This window comes from Curtobacterium sp. BH-2-1-1, assembly GCF_001806325.1.
Taxonomy (GTDB): Bacteria; Actinomycetota; Actinomycetes; order Actinomycetales; family Microbacteriaceae; genus Curtobacterium.
Genome location: NZ_CP017580.1, coordinates 1,715,550 through 1,730,591, shown reverse-complemented (window position 1 = coordinate 1,730,591; position 15,042 = coordinate 1,715,550). Strand labels below are relative to the sequence as shown.

Annotated in this window: 16 protein-coding genes; 8 read left to right on the top strand and 8 right to left on the bottom strand. The window is 67.7% G+C overall.

The features are described 5' to 3' along the window. The first annotated feature begins 33 nt into the window (after window positions 1–33). The 5 genes from trxB to BJK06_RS08145 all read left to right on the top strand — a co-directional run bounded on the left by trxB (window position 34) and on the right by BJK06_RS08145 (window position 4,550). On the top strand, window positions 34–1,032 hold the full coding sequence (trxB, locus tag BJK06_RS08165; RefSeq protein ID WP_070417477.1) for a thioredoxin-disulfide reductase: 999 nt from the start codon (window positions 34–36) through the stop codon (window positions 1,030–1,032). 63 nt (window positions 1,033–1,095) lie between these two features. After that, window positions 1,096–1,422: a thioredoxin gene (gene trxA / locus BJK06_RS08160; protein WP_017887828.1), complete on the top strand. Its 327-nt coding sequence runs from the start codon at window positions 1,096–1,098 to the stop codon at window positions 1,420–1,422. 168 nt (window positions 1,423–1,590) lie between these two features. Beyond that, window positions 1,591–2,895, top strand: coding sequence for a PLP-dependent aminotransferase family protein (locus BJK06_RS08155; protein ID WP_070417476.1), 1,305 nt, complete (start codon window positions 1,591–1,593; stop codon window positions 2,893–2,895). Between the two features lie 46 nt (window positions 2,896–2,941). After that, window positions 2,942–3,904 (top strand): D-alanine--D-alanine ligase, encoded by a 963-nt coding sequence (locus tag BJK06_RS08150; RefSeq protein WP_070417475.1) that lies wholly within the window; start codon window positions 2,942–2,944, stop codon window positions 3,902–3,904. A 10-nt stretch (window positions 3,905–3,914) separates the two neighbouring features. Continuing rightward, on the top strand, window positions 3,915–4,550 hold the full coding sequence (locus BJK06_RS08145) for a YdcF family protein (RefSeq protein ID WP_308447485.1): 636 nt from the start codon (window positions 3,915–3,917) through the stop codon (window positions 4,548–4,550). A gap of 915 nt (window positions 4,551–5,465) precedes the next feature. On the opposite strand, the gene BJK06_RS08140 is transcribed toward BJK06_RS08145, so the two are convergent. From BJK06_RS08140 to rpmH, 8 genes are all read right to left on the bottom strand, one after another. Further along, a complete protein-coding gene (locus tag BJK06_RS08140; RefSeq protein WP_070417474.1) occupies window positions 5,466–6,446 on the bottom strand; it encodes a ParB/RepB/Spo0J family partition protein in 981 nt (326 codons plus the stop codon). After that, the gene (locus BJK06_RS08135) at window positions 6,446–7,339 is read right to left on the bottom strand and encodes a ParA family protein (RefSeq protein WP_070417473.1); all 894 of its coding nucleotides are present in this window, start codon (window positions 7,337–7,339) and stop codon (window positions 6,446–6,448) included. The genes BJK06_RS08140 and BJK06_RS08135 overlap by 1 nt, the downstream gene beginning before the upstream one ends. Before the next feature lie 81 nt (window positions 7,340–7,420). Then, window positions 7,421–8,065, bottom strand: coding sequence for a 16S rRNA (guanine(527)-N(7))-methyltransferase RsmG (gene rsmG, locus BJK06_RS08130; RefSeq protein ID WP_070417472.1), 645 nt, complete (start codon window positions 8,063–8,065; stop codon window positions 7,421–7,423). Continuing rightward, window positions 8,062–8,577 carry a R3H domain-containing nucleic acid-binding protein gene (locus BJK06_RS08125; RefSeq protein WP_175473651.1) on the bottom strand — a complete coding sequence of 172 codons (516 nt, stop codon included), beginning with the start codon at window positions 8,575–8,577 and terminating at the stop codon, window positions 8,062–8,064. The genes rsmG and BJK06_RS08125 overlap by 4 nt, the downstream gene beginning before the upstream one ends. Then, on the bottom strand, window positions 8,578–9,552 hold the full coding sequence (gene yidC, locus BJK06_RS08120; RefSeq protein WP_070417471.1) for a membrane protein insertase YidC: 975 nt from the start codon (window positions 9,550–9,552) through the stop codon (window positions 8,578–8,580). Between the two features lie 8 nt (window positions 9,553–9,560). Further along, window positions 9,561–9,941, bottom strand: a complete 381-nt coding sequence (gene yidD, locus BJK06_RS08115) for a membrane protein insertion efficiency factor YidD (protein WP_070417470.1) — start codon at window positions 9,939–9,941, stop codon at window positions 9,561–9,563. Next, window positions 9,938–10,300, bottom strand: a complete 363-nt coding sequence (gene rnpA, locus BJK06_RS08110) for a ribonuclease P protein component (RefSeq protein WP_070417469.1) — start codon at window positions 10,298–10,300, stop codon at window positions 9,938–9,940. Before rnpA ends, yidD begins: the two co-directional genes overlap by 4 nt. Window positions 10,301–10,339: 39 nt before the next feature. After that, a complete protein-coding gene (rpmH, locus tag BJK06_RS08105; RefSeq protein WP_058724833.1) occupies window positions 10,340–10,477 on the bottom strand; it encodes a 50S ribosomal protein L34 in 138 nt (45 codons plus the stop codon). 504 nt (window positions 10,478–10,981) lie between these two features. Here rpmH and dnaA point away from each other — a divergent pair. From dnaA to gnd, 3 genes are all read left to right on the top strand, one after another. Next, a complete protein-coding gene (gene dnaA / locus BJK06_RS08100) occupies window positions 10,982–12,448 on the top strand; it encodes a chromosomal replication initiator protein DnaA (RefSeq protein ID WP_070419317.1) in 1,467 nt (488 codons plus the stop codon). Window positions 12,449–12,921: 473 nt separating this feature from the next. Beyond that, entirely contained in the window at window positions 12,922–14,067 is a 1,146-nt protein-coding gene (dnaN, locus tag BJK06_RS08095; protein ID WP_070417468.1) for a DNA polymerase III subunit beta, read from the top strand. Window positions 14,068–14,137: 70 nt separating this feature from the next. Next, window positions 14,138–15,025 (top strand): phosphogluconate dehydrogenase (NAD(+)-dependent, decarboxylating), encoded by an 888-nt coding sequence (gnd, locus tag BJK06_RS08090; RefSeq protein WP_099051919.1) that lies wholly within the window; start codon window positions 14,138–14,140, stop codon window positions 15,023–15,025. Window positions 15,026–15,042 lie beyond the last annotated feature (17 nt).

Sequence of the window (15,042 nt, the reverse complement as noted above, 5' to 3'; positions counted from 1 at the left end):
CCCGGTCAGCTATCTACGGAAGGGCAGCGAGGCATGCGCCAGCTCATCATCATCGGTTCCGGCCCGGCCGGGTTCACCGCCGGCATCTACGCGGCACGCGCGGAGCTCAAGCCCCTGATCGTCGCCTCCAGCGTCGAGACCGGCGGCGAGCTCACGAAGACGACCGAGGTCGAGAACTTCCCGGGCTTCCCCGAGGGGATCCAGGGCCCGGACCTCATGATCAAGATGCAGGAACAGGCCGAGAAGTTCGGCGCCGAGGTCCTGTACGACGACGCCGTGTCGGTCGACCTCACCGGTGACGTCAAGAAGGTCACGGTCGGCTCCGGCGAGACGTACGAGGCCCTCGCGGTCATCTACGCGACCGGCTCGGCGTACCGCCACCTCGGCCTCGCCGACGAAGAGCGGCTGTCCGGCCACGGCGTCAGCTGGTGCGCGACCTGCGACGGCTTCTTCTTCCGCCAGAAGAACATCGCCGTCGTCGGCGGTGGCGACTCTGCGATGGAAGAGGCCACGTTCCTCACCCGCTTCGCCGACAAGGTGACGGTCATCCACCGCAAGGACACCCTGCGCGCGTCGAAGATCATGCAGGACCGGGCGATGAACGACCCGAAGATCGAGTTCGCGTGGAACAAGGAGGTCACCGGCATCACGGGTGACTCCGCGGTGACCGGCGTCACGCTGCGCGACACGGTGGACGGCACCGAGAGCGAACTGGCCCTCGACGGCCTCTTCATCGCGATCGGCAACGACCCGCGCACGCACCTGATCCACGGCCAGATCGACATCGCCCCCGAGGGCACGATCGCGGTCCAGGGTCGCTCCTCGAAGACGAACCTGCCCGGCGTGTTCGCCGCCGGTGACGTCATCGACCCGACCTACCGCCAGGCGATCACGGCTGCCGGCTCCGGCACCGTCGCGGCGCTCGACGCAGAGAAGTACCTCGCCGAGCTCGACGACGCGCTGACCGGCCCCGCCGAGGGCGTGACCCCGGAGTCGCCCGTCACGGTCGACGTCGAAGCCGCCCACGCCTGATCCACGGAATACCGCAGCGCTCCGGGCGTTGCACCCACTGATCGACTTCTCGAAGGAGCACACATGTCCAACGCCAAGGCAGTCACCGACGCCACCTTCTCGGACGAGGTCCTCAAGTCCGACAAGACGATCCTCGTCGACTTCTGGGCCGAGTGGTGCGGCCCGTGTCGCGCGGTCTCGCCGATCCTCGACCAGATCGCCGAAGAGCACGCCGGCAAGATCGAGATCGTGAAGCTCAACGTGGACGACAACCCCCAGTCGGCCATGAACTACCAGATCACCTCGATCCCGGCGATGAAGGTCTTCAAGGGCGGCGAGGTCGTCAAGACCGTCATCGGCGCGAAGCCGAAGCCGGCGCTCGAGGCCGACCTCGCAGAGTTCCTCGCGTAGGCACCTGCCCCACCGAGCGGCCCCGCACCCCACCGGGTGCGGGGCCGCTCGCGTTCCCGGGCCACTGGTTCAGGATCGGCCCCGTCGCGGGGCCCGGGTTTCCGGGGTCGATGTCGTAGTGTGGCGGGAATGTGAGTGGCGGGCAGGTCCCGCTGGAACGGAGCCAAGATGACGAACGGCAACAGCCTCGACCCCTGGTACGACTCCTACGCTCAGCGCACCGCCGGGCTGAGCGCCTCCGAGGTCCGAGCCCTGTTCGCCGTCGCGTCGCGGCCCGAGGTGGTCTCGCTCGCCGGCGGCATGCCGTACGTCTCCGCGCTGCCGCGTGAGCTCGTCACGGGCTCCCTCGACCGTGTGATGGCCGAGGACGCCGCCATGGCGCTCCAGTACGGCGGGGGACAGGGCCTGCGGTCCCTGCGCGAGCACATCGTCGACGTGATGAGCCTCGAGGGCATCCGTGCCAGCGCCGAGGACGTCGTCGTCACCACCGGGTCGCAGCACGCGTTGGACCTCGTCACCCGACTCTTCATCGACCCGGGTGACGTCGTGCTCGCCGAGTCGCCGTCCTACGTCGGTGCGATCGGAGTGTTCCGGTCGTACCAGGCCGACACCGTGCACGTCACCACCGACGAGAACGGTCTCGTCCCCGAAGCGCTGCGCGAAGCGATCGCGAACCTTCGGACCCAGGGCAAGCGGATCAAGTTCCTCTACACGATCCCGAACTTCCACAACCCCGCCGGTGTGACCCTCAGCCGCGAGCGTCGCATCGAGATCCTCGACATCTGTCGGTCGAACAACATCCTCGTGCTCGAGGACAACCCCTACGGCCTCCTCTGGTTCGACGAGCCGGCGCCACAGGCGATCCGATCGATCGACGAAGAGGGCGTGGTCTACCTCGGCTCGTTCTCCAAGACGCTCGCGCCGGGCTTCCGCGTCGGCTGGGCCCTCGCACCGCACGCCATCCGCGAGAAGCTCGTCCTCGCCAACGAGTCGGCCGTCCTCGCGCCGAACTCCTTCGGCCAGTACGTCGTGAACGCCTACCTCGACGCCGCGGACTGGAAGGGTCAGGTCGACACCTTCCGGGGCCTCTACGCCGAGCGTCGTGACGCCATGCTGTCCGCGCTGGGGGAGTTCCTGCCGGACCTGTCCTGGACGAAGCCGAACGGCGGGTTCTTCGTCTGGCTGACCCTGCCCGAGACGCTCGACTCCAAGGGGATGCTGCCGCGGGCGGTCAAGGAACTCGTCGCGTACACCCCGGGGACGGCCTTCTACGCCGACGGACGCGGCGGCGGTCACATCCGCCTGTCGTTCTGCTACCCGACGCCGGAGCAGATCCGCGTCGGCGTGAAGCGGCTCGCGAACGTCGTCAACGACGAGCTCGAGCTGGTCGAGACCTTCGGGTCCGCGACGCGGCCCAACGCGGTCGTCCGACCGGCATCGTCGGTGAGCGCGCCGCCGCCGAACATCTCCTGATCAGCACTTTTCACCGTTCCACCCGCAGTACCGGAGGTCCATCCGCATGGCCGAGCTCACCCGCCGTCACGTCGTCGTCGTCGCGGGAGGGATCTCGCACGAGCGTGACGTCTCCCTGCGGTCCGGTCGCCGTGTGGCCGACTCGCTGACCGGGTACGGCTGGCAGGTGGACCTCCGCGACGCAGACGCTTCGTTGCTGCCGACCCTGCGGGAGAGCCGCCCGGACGTCGTGTGGCCGGCTCTGCACGGCGCCTCTGGTGAGGACGGCGCCCTGCGGGGCATCCTGGAGGCGCTGGACATCCCGTTCGTCGGCTCACGTTCGACGTCGGCCCGGCTGGCATGGGACAAGCCCACCGCTTCGGCGCTGGTCGCGCGGGCGGGCGTCCGGACCCCTCGCTCGGTCACGCTCTCGCACGACGTCTTCCGGGAGCTCGGCGCGGTCGGCGTCCTCGAGAGCATCGCGGTCGAGCACCCGGTCCCACTCGCCGTCAAGCCGGCCCGAGGCGGCAGCGCCCAGGGCGTCACCCTCGTCGACGACGTGAACGACCTGCCGCGCGCGATGGTCACCGCGTACACGTACTGCGACGACGTCGTGGTCGAGCAGCTCATCCGTGGGACCGAGGTCGCGGTCGGCATCATCGACACCGGCGACGGTCCGGTGGCGCTCTCCGCCGTCGAGATCGTCCCACGCAGCGGCATCTACGGGTTCGAGGCTCGGTACAACGCCGGCGAGACCACCTTCTACACGCCGGCCCGCCTGTCCGAGGAGTTCGCGGCTGCTGCGTCCTCCGCCGCCGTGGCAGCCCACCAGGCCCTCGGTCTGCGGCACATCTCGCGCGTCGACCTCATCGTCGACGCCGCTGGGACGCCCTGGTTCCTCGAGGCGAACGTCCTCCCCGGGCTCACCGAGACCTCTCTCGTGCCGCAGGCCCTCTCCGCGTCGGGCTTCGACCTGGGATGGACCTACGCCGAGCTCGCGGAGCAGGCGATCCGCGACCACCGGGCCTGACACCGCGATCGTGGGGCGCCGACACGTTCCACGTGGAACATCCCTCGCCCCCGTCCTGGCGGCCGTGGGCCTCGTGACCCTGGCCGCAGGCGAAGCCGTGCATTGGCGGGGCGCGCGTCGTGCTGGACGTCTTGCACGACCAACGACGGGCTCCACGGGGCTCGTCGTCGTCCTGGGGTTCGGCAATCGGGGTCATCGCATCAACGTCGTGAATCGGTGGCGGGGTCGGATCGCTGTCCGCACAGCACGGTCGGCTCGCGCAGCCGGCGCTCCTGCTCGGATCCTCTGCAGTGGGGGAGCGGTGCGCGGGACGGTCGCGGAGGCTGTGCTGCTCCGCGACTACATCGAGAACTCCCTCGGCTGGGATGGTCCTGTGTCGATCGAGCCGGACAGTCGTTCGACGTGGGAGAACGTCCGGAACGCACTTCCGTGGATTGAGTCGGCGGACCGGGTCGCCTTCGCATCGAACGGGTTGCACGCTGAGAAGGCGCGTATCTACCTCGGGCGTCAGCGACCGGAGCTCGCTGAGCGGCTCGTGGCTGCCGATGACTACCGGTTCGGAGAGATGAGCCTGCTGAAGCCGGTGTTCGCTGCCGTCGGGCTGTGGAAGCTTCGTGCCGTGTTCCACGTGAAACCTCCGGCCTGATCCACCCGTTCCACGTGGAACATTCGCCCAAACCTGCGCGGACGACACTTGGGAGACATTGCGGCCTCCAGTATCGACCTCTCCGCGACCCGCACTCGCCGCCCGAGGGCCGCACACAGAGTGAGCCAGCCCGGGGCCACAGCCCTCGTTTCCATGCGAGCCGGGACGGGTGCGGATCCCTGCGTACGGCCGTGACGCATGATGGAGACGGTTCCTTCGGTTGGCCCGCACCCATCTCATCGCCCTCGAACTGGAGCCTTTCGCAGCGACTCAAAGACCAGGGCTCCATGCCAAGCGCCGAGAAGATCGTTCGCAGCTCATCACCCAATGGGGGGAGCAGCCCGGCCCGAGCGCCCGGCCCATCACGGATCGCGCCAATGCCGAGAAGGAAACCCGGGGACCAACTCCGCGCGGTATCTTGCGGGTCATCCGACATCCCGTCTCAATGTCTCCCGCCACCCATAAGCGTACGAACGTGCAGCTCGGCTCGAGGTCGGATTCGATACGCGCGGCAGCCGCTCCACTGCCCCACCGCGACTGCATGGCCCGGATGACCGCCACGGCGGGGACACGCGAGCCACTGATTTCGACGCCTGGCCGCTCCTGGCCGCGCCGTGCAGGAGCGAGGTCGCTCGGTCTGACGGCTCCGGTGGGCGCGAGCACGGCGCCACGATCGGACAGAACGGCGTCCGCTGGCCGACACGAACCACCCTTGGCGCTTCGACTCGATGTTCCACGTGAAACGCTGCCTGCACGACCGGGCCCCCGAACTACGGGGTACCCGAGAGGCCACAGCAGGCTCACTCAGGGCCCAGTAGACCCGCCGACAAGCCCACGGACCCGGCGACGCCGGCGAGCCGGCAGGCGGCCGCACAGCGCCGTACAGAGACCTTCGCGGCAGAAGACGGCCGAACGTCAGCCCGCGACGTCCTCGATACCGAGCTCCCCGAGGATCCGGTTGAGGTCATCCCCGTTCGCGAAGTCGATCGTCACCGAGCTCTTCCGCGCCCCGACAGCGATCTTGACCCGCGTGTTCAACCGATCCCCGAGCCGCTCCGCGAGGTCGTTGAAGTGCACCTGCCGCTTGGACGGCTCCGCCTTGGGCTTCACCGGCGTCTTAGCCGCGAGCTGCTGCGCGATCGACTCGGCCGCCCGGACGGACAGGTCCTCGTTGACGATCTTCTCGGCGAGGTACTCCATGGCCTCGGCGTCAGGAGCAGCGAGGACCGCACGTGCGTGTCCGGCCGAGAGCACGCCAGCTGCCACACGCCGCTGAACGGGGGAGGGGAGGCGCAGCAGTCGGATCGTGTTGGTGATCTGCGGACGCGAACGGCCGATCCGCTGGGCGAGCTGCTCCTGCGTGATCCCGAAGTCCGCCAGGAGTTGCTGGTACGCCGAAGCCTCTTCGAGCGGGTTGAGGTTCGCACGGTGGAGGTTCTCCAGCAGGGCGTCGCGGAGCATCGCATCGTCAGGGGTGTCCTTGACGATGGCGGGGATGGTACTCAGCCCGAGCTCCTTGGTGGCGCGGAGTCGGCGCTCGCCCATGATCAGCTCGTACTGCGGCTCGGTCCCAGCGGCGTCTGCGATCGGGCGCACGACGATCGGCTGCAGGACACCGATTTCGCGGATCGAGTGGACGAGTTCCTGCAGTTCCTCTTCGCGGAACTCCTTGCGCGGCTGCTGCGCGTTCGGCACGACGTCGAGGGGGTTCAGGTTCGCCAGACGCGCGCCGGGAACCGCGACGAGCTCCTCTGCGGTCGCACCGTCGACGAGCGGCGCGGACGCCGGCGATCCGCCGGTCGGGAAGAACACGTCGACGGGACGGTCCTGCTGCTCCGACGCCGTCGGGATGAGGGCTCCGATGCCCCGTCCGAGTCCAGTTCGCTTCGGTGCCATCAGTGCTGCGCTCCTCGTGCTGCGATCTCGGCTGCCGCCTCCAGGTAGGAGAGCGAGCCGGTTGAGTTGACGTCGTACGCAACGACGCTCTGCCCGTAGCTCGGGGCTTCGCTGACGCGGACGGATCGGGGGATGACGGCCTCGAGCACCTGCTCGCCGAAGTGCTCCCGCACGTCTGCTGCGACCTGGTTGGAGAGGTTCGTCCGGCTGTCGTACATCGTCAAGAGGATGGTCGACACCGCGAGGTTCGGGTTCAGGTGCCGCTCGATGAGCTCGATGTTCCGGAGCAGCTGACTCAACCCTTCGAGCGCGTAGTACTCGCACTGGATCGGGATCAGGACTTCGCGCGCTGCGACGAAGGCGTTGATCGTGAGCAGCCCGAGCGACGGGGGGCAGTCGATGAACACGTAGTGGTACGGCTCGTCCAGCGACTCGAGGTAGTGGTCCAGCGCGGTCCGCAGTCGCTGTTCGCGTGCGACGAGCGACACCAGTTCGATCTCGGCGCCGGCGAGGTGGATCGTGGCCGGGACGCACCAGAGTGTGTCGGACTCGGGGGAGCGCTGGACCGTGTCGGCGATCGGTGCCTCGTCGACGATCACGTCGTAGATGCTCGGGACCTCGGCCTGGTGGTTGACACCGAGCGCCGTGGAGGCGTTGCCCTGGGGGTCGAGGTCGATCACCAGCACGCGCGCTCCGCCGTGCGCCAACGCAGCGGCGAGGTTGACCGTGGTGGTGGTCTTGCCGACGCCACCCTTCTGGTTCGACACCGTGAAGACACGCGTCTTCGGCGGCAGCGGGAACTGCTGCGTCGCGATCGCACGGCGGCGACGGTTCAGATCAGCGATCTCACGGGCGAGCGGTGTCGACGCGTCGTAATCGGTCGATGAACTCAACGAGTGCCTCTTCCCCGGTTCGGTGTTTCACGTGGAACGCGGAGCCACTGGTGGCCGGTCGAACCGGCCCGAGCCGCAGCGTCAGTCAACTGTAGCCCGGAAGACGCGCGTGGTCTCCTCGACCACACCGACTCCGAGCTCGAGCACCTCGACATCGGCGAGACGCTTCCGGAGGATGACCTTTCGGGCCTTCTCCATCTCGTCCTCGACGCGGGCGCCCTTCATCAGGATGAGCTGGCCACCGGATCGAACCAGGGGCACGGTCAGGGGGATCAGCTTCGACAACGCGCTGACGGCCCGCGCAGTCACCTGGTCGACCACGATGTCCTCGGCGACGTCCTCAGCACGGGCACGGACGACCTCGACGTTGTCGAGGCCGAGGCGCGAGGCCTCTGACGTCAGCCAATCCACTCGCCGTTCCATCGGTTCGATGAGCGTGAGGTGAACGTCCGGCCGGGCGATCGCGAGCACCAAGCCGGGGAGTCCAGCACCGGAACCGACGTCCGCGACCCGGCCCCGTTCCTCCAGGAGTGGAGCGAGCACCGCAGAGTTGAGGATGTGTCGCGTCCACAACCGCGGCAGCTCGAGCGGGCCGATCAGGCCGAGCTCCTCACCGCGTCGAGCAAGCTCGTGCGTGAAGGAACGCGCCAGGTCGAGTCGATCGCCGAAGAGCGTCGCAGCAGCCGCCGGCTCCGTCTCGAGGACGGGAGGCGCGGTCTCGGTCATCGGGTGACGACCGTGTGGCGGTCCCGACCCTCACCCTCGGACTCCGAGTGGAAGCCCTTCTCGGCAACCAAGTCGTGGACCAGCTTGCGCTCGTACGACGACATCGCGGGCAGTGCAGCCGTGGTCGAACCCGCCTCGATGCGCTCGATGGCGGTGTCGACGAGCCGCTGCAGTTCGGACGCACGGGCATCGCGCGAGCCGCCGACGTCGAGGATCAGCCTGCTGAACTCGCCGGTCTCGGCCTGGACGGCGATGCGCGTGAGCTCCTGCAGGGCCGACACGGTGTCCGGCTTCGACAGCACGCGGAGCGCGTCGCCCTCGTCCGTGACGGACAGGTACACGCGACCCGCACGCTCCTCGATCTCGATGTCGCCGTCGAGGTCGCAGATGTCGAGGAGTTCCTCGATGTAGTCCGCCGCGATGTCGGCCTCGTCGCGGGCGTCGTCGTCGACGGTCGCGGTCGACGTGTCGACGGTGGTGTCCACGGCGTCCGCGGTGTCCTGCTCGGTCACTTACTTCTTCCCGTTCTTCTTGGCACGGTTCTTGCCGACCGGCTGCTGCCGCTGGGTCGTCACGCGGACGGCCTCGATCTCGGCGGCACCGGCCCCGGCGCCGGCCTCAGCGAGGACCGGGGTGGCGGCACCGCGACGCTGCGCCTTCTTCGCGAGACGTGCCTCGCGGGCGAGTGCGGCCTCGGAACCGGGGGTCGGCATGCTGCGGATGACGAAGTACTGCTGCGCCATCGTCCAGACGTTCGAGGCGAGCCAGTAGAACATGACGCCGAGGGGGAACGACAGACCGGAGATGACGAAGACCAGCGGGAGGATGTACAGCATCATCTTCTGCTGGCGGTACATCGGAGACTCCTTGGTCTCCGGCGACATGTTCTTCGCGACGAGCTGCAGCTGGGTGATGAACTGCGAGGCGGTCATCACGACGATCATGACGCCGGCGATGACCCGGACCTCCCAGCCGGAGGCGTTCGTGAACGTCTCGTGCAGGGGAGCGCCGAAGAGCGATGCGTTGCCGAACGACGCGGCGAGGTCGTTCGTGAGCAGGCCGATGCCCGTCTTGTTGATCTGCGCCTCGTGCAGCACCGAGTACAGCGAGAAGAAGATCGGCATCTGGATCAGCAGCGGCAGGCAGGAGCTCAGCGGGTTCGTCCCGGTCTCCTTGTACAGCGCCATGGTCTCGCGGCTCATGGCCTCACGCGAGAACTGGTCCTTCTTGCCCTTGTACTTCTCTTGGATCTTCTTGAGCTGCGGCGCCACCTCGAGCATGCGGCGCTGCGACTTGATCTGGCGCACGAAGATCGGGATGAGCGCGGCGCGCACCACGAAGGTCAGGAAGATGATGGAGAGCACCCAGGTGATGCCGGCTCCGGGGTCCATGCCGATGCTCTCGAAGATCCAGTGGAAGCCCACGAGGATGGCCGAGACCACCCACTTGAGCGGCCAGAGGATCGTTCCGATGAATCCGAGGTCCATGGGGACTGTCACGCCTTTCGAGTGCGCTGGGGGAGCAGGACCGGCAGGGTGGAACCACCCGTGGGCTGCGGCTGCGGCTGGGACGGTGCGAGCACGAACCCGAACCGGTTGACGTCGTAGGGGCGACGCCGTGCACGGACGTCGTCGATGCCCCCGGCTGCCCAGGGGTTGCACCGTGCGATGCGCCATGCACCCATGGCGGATCCGCGGACGACGCCGTACTGCTGGATCGCCTCGAGCGCGTACCGGGAGCACGAGGGGTGGTACCGACAGACGTTGCCGTAGAGCGGTGAGATCACGGCACGGTAGGCGCGCAGCACGATGACGCACACGTTGCGCGGGAGCAACGCGACGGCCCAGGCGAGCCGGGTCCACAGGTTGCGGTTCATGCTGCCTTCTCCACACCACGCGCACAGGAGCGCGAGACGTCTTCGAGCAGGGTAGGCCATCCGGCCTGCGCAGCGGCTGGCAGTGCGCGGACCACCACGTCGTAGCCGACGGGGATGTCGGCGAGCAGTCCGTGCGCGATCGCCTTGAGGCGACGCCTGACCAGGTTCCGGGTCACGGCGTTGCCCACCGTCTTCGCGACGATGAACCCGAACCGTGTCGGACCGGTACCGCTCGACGGGTCGTCCGAGGTGCGACGAACCACCGATACGACGGCGTGCGCCGTGGCGCTTCTGCGACCACGACGCACGACGGACCGGTAGTCGTCACCTCGGACGATCCGGTTGGCGCGGGCCAACACGAGTCGGTACCGGAGGACGAGATCAGGCGGGGAGCCTGATCAGGCGCTGAGCTCGGTGCGGCCCTTGGCGCGACGTGCGGCCAGGATGGCGCGGCCGGCACGGGTGCGCATGCGGGCGCGGAAGCCGTGCTTCTTGGCGCGGCGGCGGTTGTTCGGCTGGAAGGTGCGCTTGCTCATGATGTTCTCCACACGGCTGCTCGCGGCGAGCCGTCACGTATGTGTAGTCGCTCGGTGCCGAACGACGCAGATGGGCGCGACCGAACGGCCGCAGTCAACTGGTTAACGGTACGTGACAGGGGCGAGCAGGTCAAACGCCGTCGTCGACCCGACCGCGGGAGCGGTGCGCACGTTCATTATCCACATTGGGGAAAACGTGCGTTCGGTACGACGCGCTCGAGTCCTTTACAGTGGGGAGATCGACCGGCCAGCGGCCCGGTACGACGGGGGATTCCCCTCGTCGTGCGGCTCGCGCCGGTCGTGGACAAGACTGTGGACAACCCTGTGGACCACCATGCGGGACGACACGCGTCCGGGACGTCGACGATGCCACCCGGACTCACGACGACCCGCCAGGAACGATCCGGCGGTCGACGCTGCGCCGGTCCGTCCGGCGGCGGTGGACACCCAGTGCAGACGAGCACCAGCGACGAGCACGACACGACATCAGGAGACGAGCGCGACATGACGATGCCGGCCGACCCCGTCGAGGACCTCTGGTCATCCGTCCTCGGACTCCTCTCGGAGGACGACCGCATCACCCCGCAGCTGCACGGCTTCCTCAACCTGGTCGAGCCGAAGGGCGTGCTCGCCGGCACCCTCTACCTCGAGGTGCCGAACGACCTCACCCGCGGCATGCTCGAGCAGCGGATCCGCATCCCGATCACCGAGGCCGTCTCCCGCATCGGTGACGACACCGTCGCGAACTTCGCCATCACGGTGAACCCGGACATGGCGTCCGAGCCGCGGGTCGACACGCAGGTCACCAGCAACGTCCCCGAGTACGCCGAGCCGGTGCAGGAAGCCGTCGAGCAGAGTGCGGCCCCCCGCCAGTACATCGAGGCGCCGTTCGTCCCGAGCCAGATCGACTCCCCGGGGACCAGCGGTCGCCCCGAGTCCCGACTCAACCCCAAGTACAACTTCGACAACTTCGTCATCGGCTCGTCGAACCGCTTCGCCCACGCGGCGGCGGTCGCGGTGGCCGAGGCGCCGGCGAAGGCCTACAACCCGCTCTTCATCTACGGCGACTCGGGCCTCGGCAAGACCCACCTCCTGCACGCGATCGGCCACTACGCCGAGAGCCTCTACCCGGGGATCCGGGTGCGGTACGTGTCCAGCGAGGAGTTCACGAACGACTTCATCAACTCGATCGCGAACAACCGGTCGAACCAGTTCCAGCAGCGGTACCGCGACATCGACATCCTGCTGATCGACGACATCCAGTTCCTGCAGGGCAAGGACTCCACGCAAGAGGCGTTCTTCCACACCTTCAACACGCTGCACGACCACAACAAGCAGGTCGTCATCACGTCGGACGTCGCACCGAAGCACCTGACCGGGTTCGAGGACCGGATGCGCTCCCGCTTCGAGTGGGGCCTCATCACGGACGTCCAGGCGCCGGACCTCGAGACCCGCATCGCGATCCTCCGCAAGAAGGCGCAGTCCGACCACCTGCAGGTGCCCGACGACATCCTCGAGTTCATCGCGTCGAAGGTGTCGAGCAACATCCGCGAGCTCGAGGGCACCCTGATCCGCGTGACGGCGTTCGCGAGCCTGAACCGGACGGCCGTCGACATGGCCCTGGTGCAGACGGTCCTCAAGGACCTCATCACGCTCGACGACGACAACGTGATCGCGCCGACGGACATCATCAACCACACCGCGGAGTACTTCAAGCTCTCCGTCGACGACCTCTACGGGTCCTCCCGCTCGCAGGCGATCGCCACGGCACGGCAGATCGCGATGTACCTCTGCCGTGAGATGACGAGCCTGTCGCTGCCGAAGATCGGACAGCTCTTCGGCAACCGGGACCACACCACGGTCATGTACGCCAACAAGAAGATCGCGGAGCTCATGAAGGAGCGTCGCTCGATCTACAACCAGGTCACGGAGCTGACCAGCCGCATCAAGCAGGACCGCCGCTACCGCTGACGCACGTCGCGTTGCGTCGCACTGCGCACATCTGGTACGGCCCTGGAGGCGCGGCTGACGACCGTCAGATCGGACTGCTTCCGCGCGCATCCACCATCTGAGACGGTTCCATGCGCCGGACTTCACACAGTGTGGAAAGCCTGTGGATAACTGTGGAGGACACGCCGGTCGGTTGTTCACAGCGGAGGGGCCACCTGTGGAGACTGGGGATGGAAGTGGATAGATGAGATTCATTCATCCAGACGCCGCCCACACTCCGCTCACAACTCACACGTGTGTAGTTCCCTGTGGACAAGCGGTGTTAACAGGGTTATCCACAGTGTGCACAGGCGTTAACACCATTACTCCTGGTTAACGATTGATCTCAGCGGGCCAACCTTGTGGACGGCGGGATGACAAGAAATCCGGGCCTCGCCGGGCTGTGCCACAATGGGGCGGCCGGACAGTCCAACCGATCGACAGGGGTTCCAGCTGTGAAGTTCGAGGTCAACCGGGACGTCTTCTCCGAAGCCGTCTCCTTCGCGGTGAAGCTCCTCCCACAGCGCACGACCCTCCCGATCCTCTCGGGCGTCCTCATCCACGCCGACGGCGATCGACTCACGCTCTCGTCGTTCGACTACGAGGTCTCGGCGCAGACGTCCATCGCCGCGCAGATCGACGACCCCGGCACGGTGCTCGTCTCCGGCCGGCTCCTCAACGACATCGCGAGCCGCCTGCCGAACGCCCCGGTCACCTTCACCACCGAGGACTCCAAGATCTCGGTCACCTGCGGGTCGGCGCACTTCACGCTGCTGTCCATGCCGGTCGAGGAGTACCCGACGCTCCCCGAGATCGGCGAGCAGACCGGCGTCATCCCCGGCGACGCCTTCTCCGAAGCCGTGTCCCAGGTCGCCGTCGCCGCCAGCCGCGACGACGTCACCCCGGTGATCACCGGCGTCCAGCTCGAAGTCGGCGACAACGACCTCTCGCTGATCGCGACGGACCGCTACCGCGTCGCCGTCCGCACCATCGCGTGGGACTCCGGCCGCGTCGGGTCGGACCCGCTGCACGCGCTCGTCCCGGCCCGCACCCTGCAAGAGGTGGGCCGCACGTTCGGTTCGGCATCCACCGTCTCGGTGTCGATCAGCGGCTCGTCCGACCGCGAGCTGATCGCGTTCCACGCGGACGACAAGACCGTCACGTCGCTGCTCATCAAGGGCAACTACCCGCCGGTCCGCCGGCTCTTCCCCGAGACCGTCCAGGACCACGCGGTGATCAACACCGCGGAACTGGTCGAGGCGGTCCGACGGGTCTCCCTCGTCCTGGAGCGCGAAGCCGCCCTCCGGTTCTCCTTCACGGTCGACGGGCTCACGCTCGAAGCGATCGGTTCCGAACAAGCGCAGGCGTCAGAGTCGATCAGTGCGTTGCTGACCGGTGAGGAAACGGTGGTCTCGCTGAAGCCCGCCTTCCTCCTGGACGGGTTGAACGCGGTGCACTCCGAGTTCGTCCGGATCTCCTTCACCAAGACGGAGAACCCCAACAAGCCGGGCCCGGTGCTCATCACCGGGCAGACCTCGCAAGAGGCCCCGGCCGCGGACGGATACCGGTACCTGCTGCAGCCCAATCTCCTGCTGCGGTAAGCGCAACAGCCGAACACTGCGCTGACGCGCCATCCCTGCATCAGCGCGACGACGAACAGAAGAGGAAATCATGCACATCGGTCTTGTCGGCCTCGGTCGCATGGGCAACAACATGCGTGCCCGTCTCCGCAACGCAGGCATCGAGGTCACCGGCTACGACGCGAACCCCGCCGTCTCGGACGTCGCCGACCTCGGCGCACTCGCCGCGGCGCTCCCCGAGGGCAAGAAGCTCGTGTGGGTCATGGTCCCGCACGGCAAGATCACCGACGACGTGATCACCGACCTGTCGAACGTCCTGAGCGAGGGCGACCTCGTGATCGACGGCGGCAACTCGAAGTGGCTCGACGACGAGGTGCACGCCAAGCAGCTCGACGCCAAGGGCATCCGCTACATGGACGCCGGCGTCTCCGGTGGCGTCTGGGGCAAGGACAACGGCTACGGCCTCATGGTGGGCGGCGCCCCCGAGGACGTCGAGTTCGCCATGCCGGTCTTCGACGCGCTCCGTCCCGAGGGCCCGCGCGAAGAGGGCTTCTCGCACGCCGGCGGCGTCGGCGCGGGCCACTACGCGAAGATGGTCCACAACGGCATCGAGTACGCGATCATGCAGGCCTACGGCGAGGGCTACGAGCTCCTCGAGGCCAAGGACATCGTCCACGACGTCCCGGCGGTCTTCGCCGGATGGCAGCGCGGTACGGTCGTCCGCTCCTGGCTGCTCGACCTCCTCGTCCTCGCGATCAACGAGGACCCGAAGCTCGACGAGCTCGAGGGCTACGTCGACGATTCGGGCGAGGGTCGCTGGACCCTCGAAGAGGCGATCGAGCTCGCGGTGCCGATGCCCGCGCTCTCCGCGGCGATGTTTGCCCGCTTCGTCTCGCGTCAGGGCAGCGAGTCCCCGACGATGAAGGCCGTCGCGGCGCTCCGCAACCAGTTCGGCGGCCACGCCGTCAAGAAGGCGTAGTCCAACCGGGGCAACCC

Excerpts from the sequence above, each read along its gene's own strand:
- BJK06_RS08140 (WP_070417474.1), bottom strand. The coding sequence starts at position 6,446 with ATGGCACCGAAGCGAACTGGACTCGGACGGGGCATCGGAGCCCTCATC.
- yidD (WP_070417470.1), bottom strand. The coding sequence starts at position 9,941 with ATGAACCGCAACCTGTGGACCCGGCTCGCCTGGGCCGTCGCGTTGCTC.
- trxB (WP_070417477.1), top strand. The coding sequence starts at position 34 with ATGCGCCAGCTCATCATCATCGGTTCCGGCCCGGCCGGGTTCACCGCC.
- dnaA (WP_070419317.1), top strand. The coding sequence starts at position 10,982 with ATGACGATGCCGGCCGACCCCGTCGAGGACCTCTGGTCATCCGTCCTC.
- rsmG (WP_070417472.1), bottom strand. The coding sequence starts at position 8,065 with ATGACCGAGACCGCGCCTCCCGTCCTCGAGACGGAGCCGGCGGCTGCT.
- trxA (WP_017887828.1), top strand. The coding sequence starts at position 1,096 with ATGTCCAACGCCAAGGCAGTCACCGACGCCACCTTCTCGGACGAGGTC.
- yidC (WP_070417471.1), bottom strand. The coding sequence starts at position 9,552 with ATGGACCTCGGATTCATCGGAACGATCCTCTGGCCGCTCAAGTGGGTG.
- gnd (WP_099051919.1), top strand. The coding sequence starts at position 14,138 with ATGCACATCGGTCTTGTCGGCCTCGGTCGCATGGGCAACAACATGCGT.
- BJK06_RS08155 (WP_070417476.1), top strand. The coding sequence starts at position 1,591 with ATGACGAACGGCAACAGCCTCGACCCCTGGTACGACTCCTACGCTCAG.
- BJK06_RS08150 (WP_070417475.1), top strand. The coding sequence starts at position 2,942 with ATGGCCGAGCTCACCCGCCGTCACGTCGTCGTCGTCGCGGGAGGGATC.
- rpmH (WP_058724833.1), bottom strand. The coding sequence starts at position 10,477 with ATGAGCAAGCGCACCTTCCAGCCGAACAACCGCCGCCGCGCCAAGAAG.